Source organism: Frateuria sp. GZRR33, assembly GCF_051900425.1.
GTDB lineage: Bacteria > Pseudomonadota > Gammaproteobacteria > Xanthomonadales > Rhodanobacteraceae > Frateuria_A.
The window spans coordinates 46,848-69,325 of record NZ_JBHZGK010000013.1; the positions used below are offsets into that span (position 1 = coordinate 46,848).

At 67.3% G+C, this 22,478-nt stretch carries 18 protein-coding genes and 2 tRNA genes; 12 read left to right on the forward strand and 8 right to left on the reverse strand.

Translation table 11 applies throughout. From position 1 onward, the window contains the following. Position 1 precedes the first annotated feature (1 nt). The 5 genes from ACFWZU_RS14620 to ACFWZU_RS14640 form a co-directional block, all read right to left on the reverse strand. The gene (locus tag ACFWZU_RS14620; protein WP_439702262.1) at positions 2-697 is read right to left on the reverse strand and encodes an ion channel; all 696 of its coding nucleotides are present in this window, start codon (positions 695-697) and stop codon (positions 2-4) included. A gap of 365 nt (positions 698-1,062) precedes the next feature. Beyond that, on the reverse strand, positions 1,063-1,458 hold the full coding sequence (locus tag ACFWZU_RS14625) for a DUF3301 domain-containing protein (RefSeq protein ID WP_439702263.1): 396 nt from the start codon (positions 1,456-1,458) through the stop codon (positions 1,063-1,065). A 140-nt stretch (positions 1,459-1,598) separates the two neighbouring features. Beyond that, on the reverse strand, positions 1,599-2,459 hold the full coding sequence (gene nadC / locus ACFWZU_RS14630; RefSeq protein WP_439702264.1) for a carboxylating nicotinate-nucleotide diphosphorylase: 861 nt from the start codon (positions 2,457-2,459) through the stop codon (positions 1,599-1,601). A gap of 277 nt (positions 2,460-2,736) precedes the next feature. After that, positions 2,737-5,016, reverse strand: coding sequence for a DUF1631 domain-containing protein (locus ACFWZU_RS14635; protein WP_439702265.1), 2,280 nt, complete (start codon positions 5,014-5,016; stop codon positions 2,737-2,739). Positions 5,017-5,177: 161 nt separating this feature from the next. Further along, a complete protein-coding gene (locus tag ACFWZU_RS14640) occupies positions 5,178-5,450 on the reverse strand; it encodes a Trm112 family protein (RefSeq protein WP_439702266.1) in 273 nt (90 codons plus the stop codon). Between the two features lie 57 nt (positions 5,451-5,507). On the opposite strand from ACFWZU_RS14640, the gene purE reads away from it, so the two are divergent. From purE to ACFWZU_RS14655, 3 genes are all read left to right on the forward strand, one after another. Continuing rightward, a complete protein-coding gene (gene purE, locus ACFWZU_RS14645) occupies positions 5,508-6,011 on the forward strand; it encodes a 5-(carboxyamino)imidazole ribonucleotide mutase (protein ID WP_439702267.1) in 504 nt (167 codons plus the stop codon). Then, complete coding sequence (locus ACFWZU_RS14650) at positions 6,008-7,171, forward strand: 5-(carboxyamino)imidazole ribonucleotide synthase (RefSeq protein ID WP_439702268.1); 1,164 nt, start codon at positions 6,008-6,010, stop codon at positions 7,169-7,171. Before purE ends, ACFWZU_RS14650 begins: the two co-directional genes overlap by 4 nt. A gap of 350 nt (positions 7,172-7,521) precedes the next feature. Continuing rightward, positions 7,522-9,027, forward strand: a complete 1,506-nt coding sequence (locus ACFWZU_RS14655) for a SulP family inorganic anion transporter (protein WP_439702269.1) — start codon at positions 7,522-7,524, stop codon at positions 9,025-9,027. 97 nt (positions 9,028-9,124) lie between these two features. On the opposite strand, the gene ACFWZU_RS14660 is transcribed toward ACFWZU_RS14655, so the two are convergent. Further along, complete coding sequence (locus ACFWZU_RS14660; protein WP_439702270.1) at positions 9,125-9,703, reverse strand: superoxide dismutase; 579 nt, start codon at positions 9,701-9,703, stop codon at positions 9,125-9,127. 113 nt (positions 9,704-9,816) lie between these two features. Between ACFWZU_RS14660 and grxD the strand changes: the two genes are divergently transcribed. The 7 genes from grxD (at position 9,817) to ACFWZU_RS14695 (ending at position 18,929) form a co-directional block, all read left to right on the forward strand. Further along, entirely contained in the window at positions 9,817-10,143 is a 327-nt protein-coding gene (gene grxD / locus ACFWZU_RS14665; protein ID WP_439702271.1) for a Grx4 family monothiol glutaredoxin, read from the forward strand. Beyond that, positions 10,140-10,907: an SDR family NAD(P)-dependent oxidoreductase gene (locus ACFWZU_RS14670; RefSeq protein ID WP_439702272.1), complete on the forward strand. Its 768-nt coding sequence runs from the start codon at positions 10,140-10,142 to the stop codon at positions 10,905-10,907. Before grxD ends, ACFWZU_RS14670 begins: the two co-directional genes overlap by 4 nt. A gap of 234 nt (positions 10,908-11,141) precedes the next feature. Beyond that, on the forward strand, positions 11,142-11,738 hold the full coding sequence (locus ACFWZU_RS14675; protein ID WP_231351848.1) for a YhgN family NAAT transporter: 597 nt from the start codon (positions 11,142-11,144) through the stop codon (positions 11,736-11,738). Positions 11,739-11,942: 204 nt separating this feature from the next. Then, positions 11,943-13,661, forward strand: coding sequence for a GNAT family N-acyltransferase (locus tag ACFWZU_RS14680; protein WP_439702273.1), 1,719 nt, complete (start codon positions 11,943-11,945; stop codon positions 13,659-13,661). A 235-nt stretch (positions 13,662-13,896) separates the two neighbouring features. Beyond that, a complete protein-coding gene (locus tag ACFWZU_RS14685; RefSeq protein ID WP_439702274.1) occupies positions 13,897-17,139 on the forward strand; it encodes a TonB-dependent receptor in 3,243 nt (1,080 codons plus the stop codon). Between the two features lie 249 nt (positions 17,140-17,388). Next, positions 17,389-18,813 (forward strand): nucleotide 5'-monophosphate nucleosidase PpnN, encoded by a 1,425-nt coding sequence (ppnN, locus tag ACFWZU_RS14690; RefSeq protein WP_439702275.1) that lies wholly within the window; start codon positions 17,389-17,391, stop codon positions 18,811-18,813. Positions 18,814-18,852: 39 nt separating this feature from the next. Continuing rightward, positions 18,853-18,929: transfer RNA gene (locus tag ACFWZU_RS14695), tRNA-Asn, on the forward strand. A 176-nt stretch (positions 18,930-19,105) separates the two neighbouring features. Here ACFWZU_RS14695 and ACFWZU_RS14700 read toward each other — a convergent pair. Further along, on the reverse strand, positions 19,106-19,336 hold the full coding sequence (locus ACFWZU_RS14700; protein WP_439702276.1) for a hypothetical protein: 231 nt from the start codon (positions 19,334-19,336) through the stop codon (positions 19,106-19,108). 132 nt (positions 19,337-19,468) lie between these two features. Continuing rightward, positions 19,469-20,014, reverse strand: a complete 546-nt coding sequence (locus tag ACFWZU_RS14705; protein ID WP_439702277.1) for a GspH/FimT family pseudopilin — start codon at positions 20,012-20,014, stop codon at positions 19,469-19,471. A 151-nt stretch (positions 20,015-20,165) separates the two neighbouring features. On the opposite strand from ACFWZU_RS14705, the gene uvrB reads away from it, so the two are divergent. Further along, entirely contained in the window at positions 20,166-22,196 is a 2,031-nt protein-coding gene (uvrB, locus tag ACFWZU_RS14710) for an excinuclease ABC subunit UvrB (protein WP_439702278.1), read from the forward strand. 128 nt (positions 22,197-22,324) lie between these two features. Continuing rightward, a tRNA-Val gene (locus ACFWZU_RS14715) sits at positions 22,325-22,399 on the forward strand. Positions 22,400-22,478: the final 79 nt, after the last annotated feature.

Below are 22,478 nucleotides of genomic sequence, written 5' to 3' on the forward strand. Positions count from 1 at the left end.
CTCACCCGCGCCGCTGCGCCACCGACAGGCCAATCAGCCGCGAGACCACCAGCGCCAGGTACATCACGCCGGTGAACATCTCCAGGCTGGCGATGGCTCGGGCCAGCGGGCTGAGCGGGATCACGTCGCCGATGCCCGTGCTGGTGAACAGCGCGAAACTCAGGAACACCAGGTCGGTCCACGCGCGCGGTGCCCCGACATCCACTGCGCCGCCGAACGCACCGGGCTGCCAGGCCTGGCACAGCACCAGCAGGTAGCTGAAGGCCCACACCAGCAGGGTCAGCGTGGCGCCGGCGGCGTAGAGCTCATCGGTGGTGGCGCGCTGGTCGGCCAGCATGTACGACACCAGGCTACCGGCCGCATAGAAATAGAACGCCGCCTCGAGCGCGGCCTGCCAGGGCAGCAACTGCTCGATCCCCAGGCCGATGTACAGCGCGTTCAGCACCACCGCGGCTGCCGCCAGGCACAGACCCGGCCACAGGCGCGCCGAGGTGTGACCGATCATGCGCAACGCCAGCAGCAGGATCAGCACGCCGAAAGCGCCGACCAGGATGCGCGCGGCATGGGTCTGCTCCACGAACGGATACAGCATCACGCACGCCAGCTGTGCCAACAGCAACAACGCCGAAGGGTGGCGGCGCAGCAGCACCCGCCATCGTAGCGACCGGCTGCGGGTGGATGCTTGGGAAGCTGGCATGCTCGACTCCGGTGGGGAACGGGAATGGCTCCCGGCCCGCTAGGCTACTTCGCCAGCGCGATCCACAGCAGACACTGTTGCCTCGGAACCTGTGGGCTGGACGCCTTGAACAGGCGCAGCCCGGGTTGCCACCGCCATGCACCGCGGTCGCGCACAGGGTGCGCTCCTACATGCGGGAGCCGCAACGCCGGCCGTCGCGACTCGCGAGAGATTGCGCGTCGGACCAGGCACAGCAGCCCGCCATCCCGCAGGAGCGCACCTGTGCGCGACCGGGGACACGATAGTCGCGCACAGGTGCGCTCCTACATGCGCCAGGTGTTTCCATCACCCACGGTTTGGTGGCCGCCGGCTGCAGCCGCGGTGCGTTACTGCCCGATCCGCGGTCGCCGCGCCCTGAGCGGGATGACATTGTCCGGCGGCGCCGTCCGATGTGGCTCGGCTTCGGACAAAGGCGTCGCTGCCTTGGGCAGGCTCACCCCTGCAAGCCGGTCGCCATGCATCCACAGACGCCCGTCCAGGCGGTCGTCGCCATGCGCGCTGACCTCGAATACGTAACCGAGCTCAAGCTGGCGCCTGCCGTCCACCCGGCGCCAGCGCAGGCTCCTCAGGCCAACCGTCTCATCAAGCAGCTGCAGGCCGTGTTGCGAACACTGCCGGCGCGCTTCGTCCACCGCACGCTCGCGGGCGCGGGTGAACTTGAGCCACGCGCCCGCCACGGCAGCAAGCGCCGTCAGGGCAATCAGGTCAGAAACTTGGCTCATGGGTGGAGTGTGTGGGTGCCGCCGGCCAAGGGCAAGGTACAGCCCCATGGCAGAGGCTTCCTGCGCGCGATCACGGATCGCGCGCGCACCAGCCCACGAGCAGCGCCCGCCACGTCCGCACGGTGACGTCCGTAGCGCTCTCAGCTTCCCAGTTGCAAACGCAGTGAAAGATCGATCGCGCGCACGTGCTTGGTCAGCGCACCGACCGAAATGAAGTCCACGCCGGTGCGTGCATAGCTGCCGATGCTGCCGAGGTCCACGTTGCCGGAGATTTCGAGGGAAACACGGCCAGCAGCCAAGGCGACTGCTTCGGTCATCATCGCCGGCGTGAAGTTGTCGAGCATGATGCGATCCGCGCCCGCGTCGATGGCGCGTTGCAGCTCGTCGAGGGTCTCGACCTCGATTTCCAGCAGCAGCGAGGGGTGCAGCCGGCGTGCCTCCGTCACCGCGGGCTCGATGCCGCCGGCGGCCGCGATGTGGTTTTCCTTGATCAGGATCGCATCGAACAGGCCGATACGGTGATTGTGGCCCCCGCCGCAACGCACTGCGTATTTCTGCGCCAGCCGGAGGCCGGGCACGGTCTTGCGCGTGTCCAGCACGCGCACCGCGGTGCCGGCGACCGCTGCCACGTAGGCAGCCGTGATAGTGGCGGTACCGGAGAGCAGCTGCAGGAAATTGAGTGCCGAGCGTTCCGCGCTGACCAGCGCGCGAGCGCGTCCGCGCAGGTGGCAGATCACGCTGCCGGCGGCCACTCGCTCGCCGTCGCGTACCCGCCAGTCGATCATCACGCCAGGGTCGAGCTTGCGGAAGCACGCGTCGAACCAGGGGATGCCGGCCATCACCGCGTCCTCGCGGCAGGTCAGCGCGGCACTGGCATGGGCATCGGCCGGCAGCAGGTCCGCGGTCGCGTCACCGCTGCCGAAGTCTTCGGCAAAGGCGCGTTCGACATCGGCGTCGATCAGGCGGGCGTCGGGCGGATCGAGGGGACTCGCGTCAGGCATGCAGCATCCATTCGGTGGAGAGGGGCGGCGGTGCAGGGGAAGCATGTCCCCGGTCCGCCGACCGCCAAGGATAACCGAGGCGCTGGCTGGCCCGTTGCAGGGCGCCGGCAGCAAGGCCGGGAGCATCACACGCATGGGCGTCTGGATGGAATGCGGGGTCGTGCGCGGGCCGCGCATGAGCCAGCTCGGGTCCTTCCAGGAGCGACCCCGGGGCTGTCGTGCTCGGGCCAGACGCCGGCGCACCCTTGGGTGCGGCGCCCGGAAACCGCCATCGCGCTCAGGTCAGGTCGTCGGTTCCGGCCGTGGCCGCCTGGCTCAAGCGATCCACGATGGCACCCATCGCGCGGTCGAACAGTGGCTCCGACGGCAGGATGCGTGCGCTGCCGGCGGCCAGCGCCGCGGCAAGCTCCTGCGGTGCGTAGTCGCCCACCTTCAGGCCGCGCCGATTGACGAACAGGTAGCGCCCGCTCATCGGGCTGATCCACGACAACTTGGCGCGGGTGACCGCATCGCCGGTTGGACAGAATTCCAGCCAGGTCCCGGGCTTGAGCTGTTCGACTTCGATCGTCTCGCCGTTGTCCAGGGCAACCGCCGTCGGCTGGTCCTGTACCGGCTCGGGCTCGGCCGAGTCGGCATCGAGCAGGGGCTGGATGCTTTCGGGTATCGGCAGTACCACGTCCTCGGTGGTGCTGTCGGGCGCCATTTCGCCCAGTTGCTGCCGGTAGTAGGCGTGCAACTGGCCGAGCAGCCGCTCGATGTCGCTTTCCTGGAACGCCACGTTGGCCAGGCCGCGGCGCAGGGCCCGCTCGATACCCGGCAGCATGCGCAGCAGGGTGCGGCGGTCATCCGTGGTGTGCACGGGCCGAGCGCTGGCGATGAACTCGTTGACGAATCGCAAGGCATCGGAAAAAGCCGGTGAGTCCTCACCCTGGCGCAGGATCGTCAAGACCAGGTGGTTCGCCCAGGCGCGGGCCAGCACGCCGTGGATCAGCGGCGGCAGGCTCTGGCTGCCGATGCGGTCGAGGATCTCGCGGGCCGCCCGTCGGCGCGCCAGTTCCAGCTTCTCGCGTCCGCGCGCCGACTCGGCCACGCGCTGCTCGGCCAGTTCCGCGCGTTTGCGGCTCTGTTCCTGGAAAGCCTGCAGTTCGTCACCCAGACGCTCGAACAGGCCCATGTCGTCGTCGAAATCGTGCAGCAGCCGCTCGACGATGGACTTGATCTTCTCGTGGACGCGATGGTCGCGGTCGGACTCCTCCGACCAGCCCTTGGCCAGTTCCGCCAGGCCGTCGAGCAGGCGGCGTGCCGGATGATGGCGGTGGGCAAACAGCTTGCGGTCGAGGATCGCGGCCTTGAGGTAGGGGATCTGCAGGCGCGCCAGCAGCACCTGCATTTCGGCGGGCAGGGTGCTGTCGGCAAGGATGAACTCGAACAGCATGCCGACCAGGTCGATGGTGTCCTCGTCGATGGCCGAGACCTGGCTCGGGCGTTCGCCGCGCAGGGCGCCGATCTGGCCCAGCAACTGTTCCTTGAGCTGGGCGACCTCGCGGCCGAGCGTGGCCGGGTCCATCGCCTGCGCGGTCGGGATCGGACCGGCCGCGAGCTGGCTCTGCAGCACGCTGAGCGCGCCGAGCAGCTCGTTCGCCGTGGGGACTGCCAGGGAAGAACTCCGGGCGCCTGCGCCGGCCACTCCGCCGACCATCGCTGCGCCCCCAGCGGCCTGTGCCCGGCGTGCGCTGAACAATGCACGCACGGTATGCAGCAATTCGCTGGCCAGCTCGGCTTCCGTGTCGGTGTCGCCAGCGGTATCGGTGCCGGCGACGGCGCCGGTGGCGGCCGACGTGCCGGCCGGCCCCTCGCCGCGCACCACCTCGTGGCGCAGCTGCGGCAACACGCCGGCGCGCACCAGTTCGGCGTTGATTTCCTGGTACAGCTCTTCCAGCGCGGACAGCACGTAGCGGTCGAACAGCTTGTAGATGATGAGCTTGACGCGCATCTCCGCGGCCAGCTCGCGCATGGCCTGGCGGAACGCCTGCGCCAAGGCGGCCGGTGCGACCGGGTTGGTGCTGTCGTCGATCTTGATGCCGCCGCAGATCACCGACAGCCGCTGGTTCACGGCGAACAGGTCGCGTGCCAGGCGCGATTCGTTCTTGGCCGTCATGCTGGTGATGGCGAGCGATTCCTCCAGCTCGTTCTCCGCCACCAGCGACAGCTCCACCGGACCGGACGACGGGCTGGCCGAGGGCGCCGGAGCGGGGCGGGTGGTGATGCCGGTGAGCTCCCGGCCGACCTGCGTGAGGAAGCTGCGCTCGACCATCGGGCGGCGCTTGCGCACTTCGCGCATGCCGTCGAAGTAGTGCATCTGGGCGGCGTTGTTCTCGGCCTTCTCGGCCAGGTCGAACAGCGCGTCGTCGACGTGCTCGAACATGTTGCCCAGGAGAAGCTGGAGGCGGCGGCCGGCGATGGTGCGGACGGCACCCAGCAGGTCGCCCACGCGCTCGGCCGGCTCCTGCCGCTGGCTCAGGCTGACGACCTTGTTAGGTTCATTGGCTTCTTTCATCGCCACACCCCTGAAGCATCCCTTCCTGACGTCCATGGCCGCCCCGGCCACGCGAGCTTCGACCTTAAGCGAGGAAACGTGAACGACTCATGCACTGGCGTACACATTAGTCCACGCCATGTATAAAAGGATGGCGCCGTTCACTTTTTCGAAAGGACGCTTCAGGCAGTCGCGGGAAAATCCATCATCTGCACCGTACCGATGCCTTCCTCGGGGAGCATGACCGGAATGCCGTCATCGACCCGGTACACCACCTTGCGGTCCACCGTGATGAGGCCTTCGCCCAGTGTCTCCTGGACCCGGGCGCCGGCGACCGTATCGATTTCACCGCGCTCGATGGCGGCGTTGAGCGCCTCCAGCTCTGCGCGCGCGAGCTGGCGAACGGGCGTCTTGCTGACCGGGCAGCACAGGATGTCGAGCAGGCGCTTGTCCATGGCGGTGGGGTGTCGTGCGGAAAGCCCGTACAATAGCCCTTTTGGGATGGCAGAACCATGATTTCGACCGCCAGGCCAGCCCGCGTGGGCGTGGTGATGGGTTCCCGTTCGGACTGGGAAACCATGGAGCACGCCGCCGCCGTTCTTGACCAACTGGGCGTGCCGCACGAGGTGCGCGTGGTGTCCGCCCATCGCACGCCGGACCTGCTGTTCCGCTACGCCGAGGAAGCGGTCGGGCGCGGTATCGAGGTGATCGTCGCCGGCGCTGGCGGCGCCGCCCACCTGCCGGGCATGCTGGCCGCCAAGACGCGGCTGCCGGTGTTCGGCGTGCCGGTCCAGTCCAAGGCGCTCAATGGCATGGATTCGCTGCTTTCCATCGCCCAGATGCCCGCCGGCATCCCGGTGGGGACGCTGGCGATCGGCCGTGCAGGTGCGGTGAACGCGGGCCTTCTCGCCGCATCGGTACTGGCGCTGCATGATCCGGCCGTCGCGCAGGCGCTGGACGCCTATCGCGCGAAGCAGACCCAGAGCGTGCTCGACCAGCCGGACCCGCGCGCATGAGCGCCCGTCGCCAACCTGTGCTCGGCATCCTCGGCGGCGGCCAGCTCGCGCGCATGCTGGCGCTTGCCGCTGCACCGCTGGGCGTCAAGTCGCTGGTGGTCGACAGCGCCGGCGACGCCTGCGCCGGGCAGGTCGCCCCGCTGGTGGTCGCGGACTGGAAGGACTACGTGGCGCTCGAGCGCTTCGCCTCGATGGTCGACGTGGTCACCTTCGATTTCGAGAACGTGCCTGCCGAGACCGCGCACTGGCTCGCCGGGCGGGTGGCCGTTTCGCCCGTGCCGGGTGCCCTGGCCGTGGCCCAGGACCGCCTGGCCGAGAAGACCCTGTTCCGTGAGTGCGGCCTCGATACGCCCGCCTTCGTGGCCGTGAACACCCGTGAGAACCTCGACCGGGCGATCGCCGAGGTTGGCGCACCGGCCATCCTCAAGACCCGCCGCCTGGGGTACGACGGCAAGGGCCAGTTCCGCCTCAAGACGCCGGCCGATGCGGATGCCGCCTGGGCCGCGTTGGGTGCGCAAGGTGCCGCGCACGGGTTGATCCTGGAAGCGTTCGTGCCGTTCGAGCGCGAGCTGTCGGTGATCGCCGTGCGCAGTCGCGATGGCGATTTCCGCACCTGGCCGCTGACCCGCAACTGGCACACCGACGGCGTGCTGAGCCTGAGCCTGGCGCCGGCACCCGACATCGACGAGCTGCAGCGGCGCGCCACCGACCTGGCCCGCACGCTGGCCGAACGGCTGGACTACGTGGGCGTGTTCGCGCTGGAGCTGTTCGTCAAGGACGGCCAGTTGCTGGGCAACGAAATGGCTCCGCGCGTGCACAACTCCGGCCACTGGACCATCGAGGGGGCGCACACCAGCCAGTTCGAGAACCACGTCCGTGCCGTGCTCGGCATGCCGCTGGGCGATACCGGTGCGCGCGGGTTGTCGTGCATGTTCAACTGGATCGGCGAGCTGCCTGATCCGGCGCCGGTGCTCACCACGACGGACGCGCACTGGCATGACTACGGCAAGCAGGCCCGCCCGGGGCGCAAGGTGGGGCATGCCACGGTGTGCGGGCCCGATGAGGGCACGCTGGCCGGGCGCGTCGGGCATGTCGCCCGTTCGCTGGACCGTGAGGACCAGGCCAACCCCGTGCTGCAGGTGCTCGCAAAACCTGTTTGAAGCTTGTCGCGCACAGGTGCGCTTCGTTGCTTCTCTTCCGCACGCAGTCGCGCAGGGTCGACCTTGGTCGACCGCGCCTTTTCCCAGTGCCGCTGACAGGTTGAAGCCGACCGTGCGGAAAGCGTGCCCGCATGCGCGGCGTTCGCCGCGGGATGCCTTGCGCGCGTCTGCTATCCTGCGCGGCCGATTGCGCGGCCGCGCAACAGTGCGAGAGTTTCCGCCAGTGTAAGTCGCCTTCGCTACAGCACGTTTCCTCCCGCGCGCGGCCTCCGTCGCCGTGCTCCCCGTCTTCCAATGAACGCTCCTCTGCAGCTTGCAGAGGCGTGATCCGTTGCTGTCGAAGGTCCCCGATGAAGCTCTCCCCGACCCTGGCCAGGAACAACATCCTGTCCGGCCTCACTGTCGCGTTCGCCCTGGTCCCCGAGGCGATCGCCTTCGCCGTGATTGCCCACGTCAATCCACTCACCGGCTTGTATGCCGCTTTCATGATGTGCCTTATCACCGCGATGCTGGGCGGCCGTCCCGGCATGATTTCGGGTGCCACCGGGGCGATCGCCGTGGTGATCGTGGCGTTGGTGGTGTTGCAGCACGGCGTGCAATACCTGTTCGCAGCGGTCGTCCTGATGGGCCTGCTGCAATTGCTGTTCGGCGCCTTGCGGCTGGGCAAGTTCATCCGCATGGTGCCCCACCCGGTGATGCTGGGTTTCGTCAACGGCCTGGCGATCGTGATCTTCCTGGCCCAGCTGCCACACTTCCAGCAGCATGGGGAATGGGTCAGGGGGCAGGCGCTGTGGACCATGCTCGGGCTGGTCGCCCTGGCGATGGCGATCATTTACCTGCTGCCGCGCCTGACCCGTACCGTGCCTTCGGCGCTGGTGGCGATCGTGGCAGTCGCGCTGCTGACGAACCTTGCCGGCATCCAGAAGCGTACGGTCGGCGACCTGGCTTCTATCAAGGGTGGCCTGCCCAGTTTCCATCTGCCCGACGTGCCGTGGAACCTGGACACCCTGCGCACCGTGTTCCCGTATGCGCTGATCATGGCCACGGTGGGGCTGATCGAGTCGCTGCTCACGCTCAACCTGATCGATGAAATGACCGACACGCGCGGCAAGCCCAACCGGGAATGCCTCGCGCAGGGCACCGCCAACGTGGTCACCGGGCTGTTCGGCGGCATGGGCGGTTGCGCCATGATCGGACAGAGCATGATCAACGTCGGCGCCGGCGCCACCCATCGCCTGTCCGGCATCGTGGCGGGGCTGGGGTTGCTCAGCTTCATCCTGTTCGGTTCGAGCCTGATCGAACGCATTCCGCTGGCTGCGCTGATCGGCGTGATGTTCGTGGTGTCGGCCAAGACGTTCGAGTGGGGCAGCGTGCGCGTGCTGGGCAAGGTGCCGCGGGCCGATGCGCTGGTGATCGTGGCGGTCACGGTGGTGACCATCTTCACCGACCTGGCGGTCGCCGTGGTACTGGGAGTGGTGATCTCCGCGCTGGTGTTCGCCTGGCAGCATGCCAGTCAGATTTCCGTACGAACCCGGTTGGAGGCCGACGACAGCAAGGTCTACGAGCTGGAGGGAACGCTGTTCTTCGCCTCGGCCAAGAACTTCCAGAATCTGTTTTCGCCAAAGGACGATCCCGCGGAGGTCGTCGTGGAATTCGGCCGCGGCAAGGTGATGGACCATTCGGCCATCGAGGCAATCGATGCGCTGGCCGAGCGCTATCAGAAGCTCGGCAAGCGCTTGCACCTGCGGCACCTGAGCACCGACTGCGCCGAATTGCTGCACAAGGCCGGCAGCATGGTCGAGGTCGATCCGGCCAGGGATCCGCATTACCACCTGGCCGACGACCGCCTGGGGTGAGCGGGTCTTGGCCGGTCGTCCTGCTCTCCCGCGGTGAGGAGGGCGGTGGCTGGGACCCATCGCCGAAAAAAAAGCGGAGCCGTGGCTCCGCTTTTGGTCAGGCCATGTTGCTGGCGGCAAATTCCCAGTTCACCACGTTCCAGAAGTTCTCGAGGTACTTCGGACGGGCGTTGCGGTAGTCGATGTAATAGGCGTGTTCCCACACGTCGCAGGTGAACAGCGGCTTGTCGCTGCCGGTGATGGGCGTGCCCGCGTTGGACGTGTTGACGATGCCGAGCGAACCGTCCGGACGCTGCACCAGCCAGGTCCAGCCCGAGCCGAAGTTGCCCGCACCCATCTTGGCGAACTCTTCCTTGAACTTCTCGACCGAGCCGAACGCCTTGTTGATCGCGTCGGCCAGCTTGCCGGTCGGCTCGCCGCCACCGTTGGGCTTCATCGAATTCCAGTAGAAGGTGTGGTTCCAGGTCTGCGCCGCGTTGTTGAACACGCCGCCGGAAGACTTGCGGACGATTTCCTCAAGTTCCATCCCCTCGAACTCGGTGCCGGCGATCAGCTTGTTGAGGTTGGTCACGTAAGCGGCGTGGTGCTTGTCGTGATGGAACTCCAGCGTCTCGGCGGAGATGTGCGGCTCCAGCGCATTCTTTTCGTACGGAAGGGGGGGAAGTTCGATCGCCATGAGGGACTCCTTGGGCTTGCGGCTAAGGGGAAGCCGGGCGGGCCTGCCGGGTGGCGGGCCATGCGCGGCTGATACACTTGTGGTCCTGCACGCATTGTAGAACCCCGAAAGCTATGGACGTTAACGAGCGAATCAAGGCGGTGCTCGCCGGGCACCCCATGGTGCTTTTCATGAAGGGCACGCCGCAGTTCCCGATGTGCGGCTTCTCCGCCCGTGCCGCGCAGGCGCTGAAGGACTCGGGCGCAAGCTTCCATGCCGTCAACGTGCTGGCCGACCCGGAGGTGCGCGCGGCGCTGCCGCATTTCGCCAACTGGCCGACCTTCCCGCAGCTGTTCATCCAGGGCGAGCTGATCGGCGGCTGCGACATCGTCGAGGATCTCAAATCCTCCGGGGAGCTCGCGCGCATGGCTCTCGACGTCAGCGGTGCGGTGCGCGCATGACGCTGCCGATTGCCCATCTGCCGCGGGACATCGCGCCCGCAGCCGGCAGCCTGGCCGGCCGCGTGGTGCTGGTCACCGGCGCCTACGGCGGCCTCGGGCGCGCGGTGTCGCTGGCCGCGGCCCGTGCGGGCGCGACCGTGGTGATCACCGGCAAGCGCAAGCGCCAGCTCGAGCAGCTCTATGACCTGATCGTGGGCGAGCAACTGCCAGAGCCGGTGATCCATCCGCTGGATATGGAGGCGGCCACGCCGCGAGACTACGAAGCGCTGGCCGACGGCCTCGAGCGTGACCTGGGCCGTCTCGACGGCATCGTGCACTGCGCGGCCAGCTTCGGTGGCCTGACGCCGGTCGGGATGCACAAGCCGGACGAGTGGTTGCGCACGATGCACATCAACGTGTCCGCGCCATTTGCCCTGACCCAGGCGTGCCTGCCGCTGCTGGCCAAAGCGCCGGATGCGTCGGTGGTATTCGTGCTGGACAACCCGGACCTGGTCAATCGCGCGCACTGGGGCGCCTACGGCGTATCCAAGGCGGCGCTGGAGCGCTTCGTCGAGATCCTGCACCAGGAGACCGACAGCACCGCCATCCGCACGCATGCGTTGCTGCCGGCGCCGATGCGCACGGCGTTGCGGCACCTGGCGTATTTCGGCGAAGACCCGAATACCCAGCCGCTGCCCGACGCTGCGGCCCAGGCCGCGGTGTGGCTGCTCGGGCCCCACGGTGCGGCGGCGCGCGGCGCGATGCTGGACCTGCGTCGCGCCTGATCGCGGGCTTTCGGCGCGACATCCATCCCTGCCGAAGCCCTCCCTCTGAAGGGAAGGGCTTCAAAACAGCGCACGCCACGCTGCCTCCCCTTCAAGGGGCAGGCCGGGAATGGGCTTTCCACACCGCCATCCACGGCCATCGACCGCCACAACCCTCGTGCACCGCCGCCATGAGTCCCCGCATGGCATCCTGTCCCCGATCACCACCCGAAGGAGCCCTCCATGGAAACGCAGATGACCACCCTCTCGGCGGGCATCCTGCTGTTCCTGATCATGGATCCGCTCGGCAACGTGCCGTTCTTCCTGAGCCTGCTCAAGCACGTGCCGCCCAAGCGACGGCGCGTGGTGATGATCCGCGAACTGCTGATCGCGCTGGGCGTGCTGCTGGGTTTCCTGATCGGCGGCCAGCACATCCTCAAGCTGCTGCAGTTGCGCCAGGAGTCGATCAGCATCGCTGGCGGCATCGTGCTGTTCCTGATCGGCATCCGCATGGTGTTCCCGCCGCCGGAAGGGGGCATCTTCGGCAAGCCGGGCGAGGGAGAGCCCTTCATCGTGCCGATGGCGATCCCCGGCGTCGCCGGCCCTTCGGCAATGGCCGCGCTGCTGCTGTTGACCAACACCTCGCCGGGCCGCACGGCCGACTGGGCGACCGCGCTGCTTTTAGCGTGGCTGGCGACCTCGGCGATCCTGCTGTCCTCCACCTACCTGTTCCGTTGGCTCGGCGAGAGCGTGCTGACTGCGCTCGAGCGCGTCATGGGCATGCTGCTGATCGCGCTTTCGGTACAGATGTTCATGGGCGGTGTGGCGGCCTTCCTGCACATGCAGGTGTGACGCGCGCTGCTTTCGCCGGGTGGGTTTGCAGCCCGGTCCTCCGGAAGACCCAAAGAGCGTCGGCGGGCTGAAGCGCGCCCTGCGGACGTCCGCGATACTTCGAACCGTGCGCATGCGCATGTTTGTGCGTCAGCGACGCTCGGACGCCGTCGTGCTGCTGTCATAATCGGCGCCCAGCATGGGCGAAACACCAGGAGAGCGGTCATGCTCAGCGTCGAACGGAACCTAGTCGAACGCCTGCCCTGGCTGGCGCAGCATCCGCGGCTCCGCCGACCCGTGGCGGGTTTGCTCGGGCGCCTGGCCGACGAGGCCGGTTTCAACCGCGTGCTCGACGCCGTGGGCAAGGTCGAAGGTTTCGATTTCGTCGAGCGTGCGCTGGATGTGCTCGGCGCGAGCTATCACGTCAGCCCGCGCGAGCGCGAGCACATCCCGACCGAGGGGGCCGTGCTGGTGGTTGCCAACCATCCGCTGGGCATGGTCGATGCGCTGGCGCTGCTGCAACTGGTCGGCTCGGTGCGTCCGGACGTGCGGATCCTGGGCAACGACTGGCTCGCCGCGATCGAGCCGCTGCGCAGGCTGCTGCTTGCGGTGGACGTGTTCGGCAAGGGCGCGGCCTCCCGGCTGCGCGGTGTCTATCGCGCGCTGGAGCAGGGCACTGCGCTGATCGTGTTTCCGGCCGGCGAGGTCTCGCGCATGGGGCCGGGCGGCGTGCGCGACGGCAAGTGGTCCGATGGCTTCGCGCGGCTGGCCAGGCACAGCGGTGCGCCGGTGTTGCCGGTACACGTGGCGGCACGCAATTCGGCCGCGTTCTACGGGCTGTCCATGCTGGCCAAACCGCTCAGCACGGCGATGCTGCCGCGCGAAGCGGTGGCGCCGGTCAAGCGCCGGATCGGCCTCAGCGTCGGCGCGCTGATCAGTGCGCAAGAGCTGTTCGAGCGCAGCGGGGATTCGCCCGAACAGGCCGCCCGGCTGATGCGCCGCCACGTCTATCGCGTCGGCCGCCGGCGCGGGCTGATCTTCGGCGGCCAGGTGCCGCTGGCCCATCCGGAGCCGGCCGAGCGGGTGGCCGCGGAGCTGCAGGCGCAGGGCGAGAAGCTGGCCGAACTCAGCGACGGCAAGCAGGCCTGGCTGTTCAAGGGCGCTGCCGACAGCGCAGTGCTGCGCGAGATCGGGCGCCTGCGCGAACTGACCTTCCGCAAGGTCGGCGAGGGCACCAACGCGCGGCGCGACCTGGACGCGTTCGATCCGCACTACGAGCACCTGCTGCTGTGGGATGCGGCGGCGCTGCGCATCGTCGGCTCCTACCGCTTCGGCCACGGGGGCCGCCTGATCGCCGAGCGTGGCCTGGGCGGGCTCTACACCGCGAGCCTGTTCAACTATTCGCCGGCGCTGGAGTCGCGCCTGGCGCAGGGACTGGAGCTCGGCCGCAGCTTCATCGCACCCGCGTACTGGCGCTCGCGCGCGCTGGACCAGTTGTGGCAGGGCATCGGCCTGTACCTGCAGCGACATCCCGAACTGCGTTACCTGTTCGGCCCGGTAAGCATGTCGGTCAACCTGCCGCGCGAGGCGCGCGAGTGGATCGCTGCCGCGCACCAGCACTATTTCGGTACGCCGGGGCTGGCCTCCGCACGGCAGCCGTTCGTGATCTCGCCCGGTGTGGTCGGGCTGGTGCGCCGGGCGCTCGAAGGGCTGGATGCCCAGGCCGGGCTGGGCAAGCTCAAGCACCACCTGGACGCGCTGGGCGTGAGCCTGCCGGTGCTCTATCGCCAGTACGTGGACCTGGTCGAGCCCGAAGGCGTGCAGTTCCTGGATTTCGGCGAAGACCCCGGCTTTTCCGGCTGCGTCGACGGCCTGGTGATGCTCGACCTGGCCAACCTCAAGCCCGCCAAGCGGGCGCGCTACCTCGGCAAGGCCGGCGGCTGAACCTCCCTCACGAAAAGGGGTGATTCGGTCTCGGTCTTGTCATAAACTATCGTTAAGTTTGCTTAACAACTGGTCGGTAGATGGGGTGGCCCCATCGCTGCTGGACGATAGCTGCGCCAAGAAGTTAGGGGATACACAACCACGCGACGCATGCCTGGCCCAACGGCCCGGCATCGGCGTGTTTTTGTTCCGACATCGAATTTTCCGTTGCAAACCAATACAGGTCGATATAACGATGAACAGTCCAATTCGTGCCAAGGCCCTGCCGTTTGCCATCGCCACGCTGCTGGCGGTCGGTGCGGCGCCTGCCATCGCGCAGAACGTCACCTCCTCGGCCGTGGCCGGCCAGGTGGTCGACGCTTCGGGCCAGCCGGTCGCCAACGCCACCGTCACGATCGTGCATGAGCCTTCGGGCACCACCAAGGTGGTGACCACCGACGCTTCCGGCCGCTACACCGCGCAGGGCCTGCGCGTGGGTGGTCCGTTCGACATCACCGCGGCCAAGTCGGGGCTGACCCAGGGCGAGCAGGACAACGTCTACCTGCAGCTGGGCCAGACCTCCGCGGTCAACCTGAAGATGGCCGCCGTCGAAGCGCAGAACCTCGGCGGCGTGACCGTCACCGCCTCCGCGCTGATGCAGACCTTCACGCCGGACAACAAGGGCCTGTCGACCAACGTGTCCGGCCGCCAGCTCGAGAGCACCCCGCAGGGCAACCGGTCGATCGACGACATCGCGCGCCTCGATCCGCGCATCAACGTCACCGACCAGGGCGACGGCTCGATCTCGGTCGCCGGCCTGCCGAACCGCTACAACAACATCAGCGTCGACGGCATCTCCCAGGGCGACCCCTTCGGCCTGAACGCCAATGGCCTGCCGTACCAGGGTTCGCCGATCTCGGTCGACACCATCGCCGAGTACAACATCTCGACCGCCAACTTCGACGTGGTGTCCGACACCGTCGGCGCCGACGTCAATGCGGTCACCAAGTCGGGCACCAACGAGTTCCACGGCTCGGTCTACTACGCGTACCGCAACGCCAACAAGATGGTTGGCAACGCCGGCTGGCTGGACCACGACGAGCCGGGCTACGAGTACACCGGCTACGCCCGTGACTGGACCGGCGGCATCACGCTGGGCGGCCCGATCATCAAGGACAAGCTGTTCTTCTTCGTCTCGGCCGAGCAGGAAAAGACCACCGGCATCGGCGCCGATTCGGCCAACGGCCTCGACGCCTCGCTGGGCAACGGTCCGTCGACCTCCAACAAGGTCTCCCCGGGCGACCTGCAGCGCGTGATCGACACCGCCAACGCGCTCGGCCTGCAGCCGGGTTCGTTCGGCGCGGGCGGCGTGACGCTGGAAGACAAGCGCTACCTGGCCAAGATCGACTGGAACATCACCAACAACCACCGCGCCAGCCTGACCTACCAGTACACCAAGGAAACCCAGCCGATCGTGCAGGGCAACAGCTCGAACCAGATCGGTCTGAGCAGCTACTGGTACACCAAGGACAGCCTGACCAAGAACGCCGCGCTGCAGTTCTTCGACGACTGGACCGAGAACTTCTCGACCGAGGCGAAGATCAGCTACCAGTCGTTCGAGCAGCTGGCCGGCAACGCCATCAACCAGCCGCAGGTGAAGGTCTACCTCGATCCGTCGGGCTTCGGTCCGTCGATCAACCTCGGTGAGGACCAGTACCGCCACGAGAACGCGATCAGCACCAAGAAGTGGTCGGCGTTCCTGGCCGGCACGCTGTACCTGGGCGACCACACCCTCAAGGGCGGTATCGATTACCAGCGCTCGAAGATCTACAACCTGTTCGGCCGCACCGAGCACGGCAACTACACGTTCTACGGCCTGGACAACTTCGCCGCCGGCAACTACGACTCGTACTTCCTGTACCAGCCGGCGGCTGGCTACACGCTGGACGACGTCGCCGCCAAGTGGACCTACACCCAGTACAGCCCGTTCCTGCAGGACACCTGGCAGGTCAACGACAACCTGTCGCTGACCTACGGCGTGCGCATCGATATCCCGCAGGCCAACAAGGCCCCGCTGTACAACCCGGCCTTCGAGCAGGCGTTCGGCTACCCGAACAACACCAAGCTGGGCGCCAAGAACAAGGTCATCGAGCCCCGCCTGGCCTTCAACTATGCGTTCGACACCGAGCGCATGACGCAGCTGCGCGGCGGCTTCGGCCTGTTCCAGACCAGCCCGCCGACGGTGTGGATGACCAATCCGTACCAGAACAACGGCCTGACCGTGGCGAGCTACTCCTCGTTCGATCCGGCCGCGGCCGAGTTCAGCCCCGATCCGTACGCCCAGAACATCCCCACCGGCCCGCAGAACCAGCCGGCGATGGACGTCGACACGATCGATCCGAACTTCCGCCTGCCGAGCGTGTGGAAGACCACCCTGGCGTTCGATCGCGAGCTGCCGTGGTGGGGCATGATCGGTTCGGTTGAACTGCAGCACTTCAAGACCCGCAACGGCATCTACTACCAGGCGATCAACATCGGTGCGCCGACCGGCGTGCTGCCGGATGGCCGCTTCCAGTACTGGGCGACCCCGGGCCAGTTCCCGAGCAGCCGCGATGCCGCCGCCAATCGCAACATGGCCTTCGACAAGGCTTCGACGCTGCTGACCAACACCGACAAGGGCAAGTCCGACGCCCTGACCCTGGCCCTGTCCAAGCCGTTCTCCAACGACTGGGCCGGCAGCCTGGCCTTCACCCTGAGCCACGCCACCGAGGTGAACCCGGGCAACAGCTCGCAGGCTTCCTCGGGCTACGCCTACGTGGTGCGCGAGAACGTCAACGACGAAGTGGCCGCCACCGCGGACCGCAACGTCGCCAAGACGATCAAGGCCTCGCTCACCTGGCAGCACGCCTTCTTCGGTGACTACAAGACCTCGGTGTCGGCGTTCTACAACGGCCACAGCGGCCTGCCGTACAGCTGGATCTTCTCCGGTGACGCCAACGGTGACGGCATCAGCTACGAGGACCCGGCCTACATCCCGACGCTGAACGACGCCAAGGTCAGCTACGGCGGCGCCTCCGCGCAGGTGATCCAGCAGTTCCAGGACTTCATCTCGAGCGACGAGTACCTCAACAGCCACCGCGGCCAGATCGCCTCGCGCAACGGTGCGCACTACGGTTGGGTCAACGAGCTCGACATGAGCTTCGCGCAGGAAGTGCCGGGCATCTTCAAGGGCAACAAGGGCGTGCTGCGCCTGGACGTCTACAACTTCCTCAACCTGCTCAACAATAACTGGGGACAGACGGTCAACACGCAGTTCAACACCCGTACGCTGGCCGGTTACGACGGTGTCAATGCGCAGGGCCAGTACGTGTACTTCCTGCCCACCGACCAGAACGGCAACTACCAGCCGCAGCAGCTGATCCGCTACGACGCGGGCAGCAACCCGACCCGCGTGGTGTCGCGCTGGTCGGCCATGCTGACGCTGCGTTACACGTTCTAAGAGGCTCTGTCCTCGGCAAGCCAGGCCGGCGTCCGCAAGGGCGCCGGCTTTTTTTTGTCCGGCCAGACGCCCGCGGTGAAGTGGGGCGCTGTGCGTCGCCTCGCCGGCATCGCCCGCGTGCGGATTCGCCGTGACCGCGGCGAAAAAGTCTGGCCGGCTTGACCCTGGCCCGCCGTGCGCGGGAAGCTAGGCGGTCCGCCACGGCGCCGGCATCAAGCCGGACGCCGTCAGCGGCAGGAGAAGGCAAGCATGAACGACACTCACGCCGGCCGTGCCGGCAAGCCCGCCACCGTCAGCGCGCGCATTTCGCCAGCGGGCGGACTGGACATCCTTTCGCGCAACGAAGTAGCCCGCCTGCGCGACGCCAGCGGTTCGGGCCTGCACGCCCTGTTGCGCCGCTGTGCCCTGGCCGTGCTTACCTCCGGCAACATCAGCGACGACCCGCGTTCGATGTTCGAGCAGTACCCCGATTTCGACGTCCAGGTGCTGCAGCAGGACCGCGGCATCAAGATCGAGCTCTCGCACGCACCCGCGCAGGCCTTCGTCGATGGCCAGATCATCCGCGGCATCAACGAGCTGCTGGTCGCGGTGGTGCGCGACATCGTCTATGTGTCGACGCAGCTGGAGCAGGGCGGTTTCGACCTCGACGACACCGTGGGCATCACCCACGCGGTGTTCGAGATCCTGCGCAACGCGCGCATCCTCAAGCCGCACATCGACCCAAACCTGGTGGTCTGCTGGGGCGGTCACTCGATCTCGCGCGACGAATACGAGTACACCAAGGCGGTCGGCTACCAGTTCGGCCTGCGCGGCATGGACATCTGCACCGGCTGCGGCCCGGGCGCCATGAAGGGCCCGATGAAGGGTGCCACCATCGCCCACGCCAAACAGCGCCGGCGCAACAACCGCTACATCGGCATCACCGAGCCGGGCATCATCGCGGCCGAATCGCCCAACCCGATCGTCAACCAGCTGGTGATCATGCCGGACATCGAGAAGCGCCTGGAGGCGTTCGTCCGCATGGCGCACGGCATCGTGGTGTTTCCGGGCGGCGTGGGTACGGCGGAGGAAATTCTCTACCTGCTCGGCATCCTGCTGCATCCGTCCAACGCCGGCATCCCGTTCCCGCTGATCTTCACCGGTCCGAAGCAGTCGGCCGCCTACTTCGAGCAGATCGATCGCTTCCTCAAGCTCTCGCTGGGCGAGACCGTGTCGCAGCATTATCAGATCATCGTCGACGATCCGGCTGCTGTGGCGCGGGCGATGGTCAAGGGCGTCGACAAGGTGCGCAACCATCGCCTGGATTCCAAGGACGCGTTCTTCTTCAACTGGTCGCTGGATATCCCGTTCGCCTTCCAGCTGCCGTTCCGACCGACCCACGAGGCGATGCGCGGGCTGGCCCTGCATCGGGCACGGCCGCGCCACGAGCTGGCGGCGGACCTGCGCCGCGCGTTCTCCGGTATCGTCGCGGGCAACGTCAAGGAGGAGGGCGTGCGAGCCATCGAGCAGCACGGTCCGTTCGACATCGACGGCGAGGCGGACATCATGCGGGCGCTGGACGCGCTGCTGCAGGCCTTCGTCAGCCAGCACCGCATGAAGCTCCCCGGCGGCTCGGCCTACGTGCCCTGCTACCGCGTGCGTGCCGAGGGCGCAGAGACGGCCCCGGCCGCTTGACAGCCCTCGCGGCGCTATTCAAACTACGCAGCTCGCCCCGCCCGAATAGCTCAGCTGGTTAGAGCACTTGACTGTTAATCAGGGGGTCGTTGGTTCGAGTCCAACTTCGGGCGCCATATTGAAAGGCCTTGCAGCGATGCAAGGCCTTTTTCTTTACGCCTCGTGCCTTGTCCGTCGTAGCGGCGCACCGGTGCGCGACCGCCATGCCTCACGGCCGCGCACCAGTGCGCTCCGGATGGCGTTGGGGCCATTTGCACCGCCTGAAGGACGGCGGAGCGCACCGGAAGCCAGCTCAGGCGTCCTGGTCGCCGGGCAAGGAGGTCGCGTGTCGTGCCAGCATGGCAAACAACCGGTCCGAGGGCGATCCCACGGCCACCATCAGGTCGCCATCCGGGCTGCGCACCACGCAGGCCGAGACGCCTGCGCTCTGCAGGTGACGCTGCGCTGCGGCAAGCAACGGGGCGGCGTCCGGCGGCGGCTTCGGTGGTGATGGCCGGCGATTCGACGGATCTCCGTAAGCCATGGCGCGCCCTCGGGAAGAAGTCCGCAGCGGTTGTTACACCGGGCCCGTGAACAGCCGGTATAACCGCGAGGTGCAGGTCGCCCATCGGCTTTGACGGCCGCGCTCACGGTGCGCCGAAGCCCGCCCTGCGAACTACGAGCAGCTTTCGGCCCGCCTGCCGCGGGGCCGGCTGCCGCGGACCCGCCCAGAGTTCGACACCACCACCCCAAGGGGCTGCCCGCCGCCGTCCGGACTGCAGAACAGCAAGGTGAGGTTGCTCCCACTGGCGCTGCCATCGGACAGGAACGTCACATGCCGACGCGACGCGCTGCTCTGGATCACCAGGCGCGTATGACTGTCGCCGACACGCAAGGGCGCGGCGTCCGGCTGGTTGTCGTGGTTGCGGTCGACGCCGACCAGCCAGCCGCCGTCCCACCGGCTCTCCTCGCTGCAATGCACGCGGTCGCGGGTCGGGCAGAACAGCACCCGCGTGCGGCGCAGCACCGCCTCGCCGCGCGCATAGCCCAGCGCCTCGATGAAATCCATCTGTGCCGACTGCGCCCGCCCGCGACGCACCAGTCCGGCCAGCGACGGGCTGGCGATGCCGGCCAGGATCGCAAGGATCGCCACCACCATCACCTGTTCGACCAGCGTGACGCCGCGCACACGGCGGCGTCCGCTTCGCTGCATCCCTGCCATGCCATCGCTCCCTGCGAGGAACGCGCATCATCCGTGGCGCGCCGGCCGGCCGGTAGCAGCCTGAACGCTGCCATCCCGTGCGCCTGTACTGACAGGGCCTGTCAGCAGGGCGCCTTTAAGATCGGCCCATCCGCCCGCATATCCGTCAGCCATGACCGACCGTTTCCAGCTCGTCTCCCCGTACCAGCCCTCCGGCGACCAGCCCCAGGCCATCGCGAAACTGAGCGAGGGCTTCGAGGCTGGCCTGGCCGCGCAGACGCTGCTGGGCGTCACCGGCTCGGGCAAGACCTACACGATCGCCAACGTGATCGAGAAGGTGCAGCGCCCGGCGGTGATCCTGGCGCCCAACAAGACGCTGGCCGCGCAGCTCTACGGCGAGTTCAAGGAGTTCTTCCCCAACAACGCGGTGGAGTACTTCGTCAGCTACTACGACTACTACCAGCCCGAAGCCTACGTGGTCGCCTCGGACACCTTCATCGAGAAGGATTCCTCGATCAACGACCACATCGAGCAGATGCGCCTGGCCGCGACCAAGGCGCTGCTCTCGCGGCGCGACGCGATCATCGTGGCGACCGTTTCGGCCATCTACGGCCTGGGCGATCCTGAGGACTACCTCTCGCTGCGCCTGATCCTCTCCACCGGCGAGCGCATCGATCAGCGCAAGCTGATACACCAGCTCACCGAACTGCAGTACACCCGCAACGAGATGGAACTGCGCCGTGGTACCTACCGCGTGCGCGGCGAGAACATCGACGTCTTCCCGGCCGAATCGGAAACCGAAGCGTTGCGCATCGAGCTGTTCGACGGCGACGTCGAAAGCCTGTCGCTGTTCGATCCGCTGACCGGCGAGACGATCCGCAAGGTCCAGCGCTACACGGTCTACCCCCGCACGCACTACGCGAGCACGCGCGAGAGCGTCCTGAACGCCATCGAGACGATCAAGGTCGAGCTCAAGGAGCGCCTGGACTACCTGTACAAGGAAAACAAGCTGGTCGAGGCGCAGCGGCTGGACCAGCGCACCCGCTTCGACATCGAGATGATGGCCGAGGTCGGCTTCTGCCAGGGCATCGAAAACTACTCGCGCCACATGACCCGTCGCGCTCCCGGCGAGCCGCCACCGACGCTGTTCGACTACCTGCCGCCGGACGCGCTGCTGGTGGTCGACGAATCGCACGTCACCGTCCCGCAGCTCGGCGCCATGTACAAGGGCGACCGCTCGCGCAAGGAGACGCTGGTCGAATTCGGCTTCCGCCTGCCCTCGGCGATGGACAACCGCCCGCTGCGCTTCGAGGAGTGGGAGCAGCGCGCGCCGCGCACCATCTACGTCTCGGCCACCCCGCGCGATTACGAGTTGGAGAAGTCCGGCGACGCCGTGGTCGAACTGGTGGTGCGCCCCACCGGCCTGGTCGACCCGGAAGTGGAAGTGCGCCCGGTGCGCACCCAGGTCGACGATCTGCTCGGCGAGGCCAAGAAGCGCATCGCCATGGGCGACCGCGTGCTGGTCACCACGCTGACCAAGCGCATGGCCGAGAACCTCACCGAATACCTCTCCGAGCACGACGTGAAGGTGCGCTACCTGCACTCGGACATCGAGACGGTCGAGCGCACCGAGATCATCCGCGACCTGCGCCTGGGCGAGTTCGACGTACTGGTCGGCATCAACCTGCTGCGCGAAGGCCTGGACATGCCCGAGGTCTCGCTGGTGGCGATCCTGGACGCCGACAAGGAAGGCTTCCTGCGCTCCACCGGCTCGCTGATCCAGACCATCGGCCGCGCCGCCCGCAACGTGCGCGGCAAGGCCATCCTCTACGCCGACCAGGTCACCCGCTCGATGCGGGCGGCGATGGACGAGACCAGCCGCCGCCGCGAAAAGCAGATCGCCTGGAACGAAGCCAACGGCATCACCCCGCAGACCGTCGTGCGCCGCATCGCCGACATTATGGAAGGCGCCCGCGCCGAGCCCGGCGCGCGCGGCAAGGGCAAGGCTGCCAAGGGCATGCGCGGCAAGGCCGTGGCCGAAGGGGCAGGGGAGTACGCCAACCTCACCGCCACCCAGGCTGCCGCCGCGATCCGCAAGCTCGAAGGGCAGATGTACAAGCACGCCCAGAACCTGGAGTTCGAGGAAGCCGCCCGCCTGCGCGACCAGATCCACAAGCTGCGCGAGCAGGTCATGCAGAGCTGAGCGCTCTGCTCTGCTCCCTCTCCCCTCCGGGGAGAGGGCCGGGGTGAGGGGCCAACCTCGCGTCGAACCACCATCGGCCCTCAAAGGCTTGGCACGGCCCCCCACCCTTGCTAAACTTCGCGGCTCTTGGGCGGTTAGCTCAGCGGTAGAGCACTACCTTGACATGGTAGGGGTCACAAGTTCGATCCTTGTACCGCCCACCAAGAGTAATCCAGCAACGGCGCGGCTTTCGGGCTTAGCGCCGTTTCTGCTTTCTAGGCCGACTGACCCCGCACTGACCCC